Source organism: Mesorhizobium sp. P5_C1 (assembly GCF_054049815.1).
Map to the genome: position 1 here is coordinate 1 of NZ_JBFULQ010001436.1, position 505 is coordinate 505.

Consider the following 505-nt stretch of genomic DNA (forward strand, 5'->3'; position numbering starts at 1 on the left):
ATTGTTGCCTTGTCGCCCTGTCGTGTACTGATTGCCGATCATAATCGGCTTCGCAAGATCACCGAGACGGCACCCCATCTCACACGGCTTCTCTGGTTGGACACGCTCGTCGACGGCGCGATCCACCGCGAATGGATCGTTGCGATGGGTCGAAGGTCCAAGACATCCCATCTGGCCCATCTTGTCTGCGAACTTTACGTTCGATTGAAGGTCGTGAAGCGAACCAGTGGCATGAGTTTTCGCCTTCCGCTTAAGCAGGCGGAGCTCGCGGATGTGTTAGGCCTCTCGGTCGTTCACATGAACCGCATCATTGGGGAACTGCGCAAGCTTGGGGTGATAACCTGGGCGGATCAATCGTTGACGATTGTCGACTGGGAACGACTACAAGAGATTGCCGAATTCGATCCGACTTATCTCAGCCTGGTGCGAGAGTCCCGTTAGTCAGTGGTGTCAAGGGGACACAACTGCCTTCCAAAGCGTGACCTCCATTCATAAAGCTTTAAGC

The 505-nt window shown here is 54.5% G+C and carries 1 protein-coding gene; it reads left to right on the top strand.

Going from position 1 to position 505, the window contains the following annotated elements; genetic code table 11:
• Positions 1-441 (top strand): Crp/Fnr family transcriptional regulator (locus ACXJ7R_RS36220; RefSeq protein WP_457155960.1); only part of this gene is annotated, 441 nt, incomplete at its 5' end.
• Positions 442-505 lie beyond the last annotated feature (64 nt).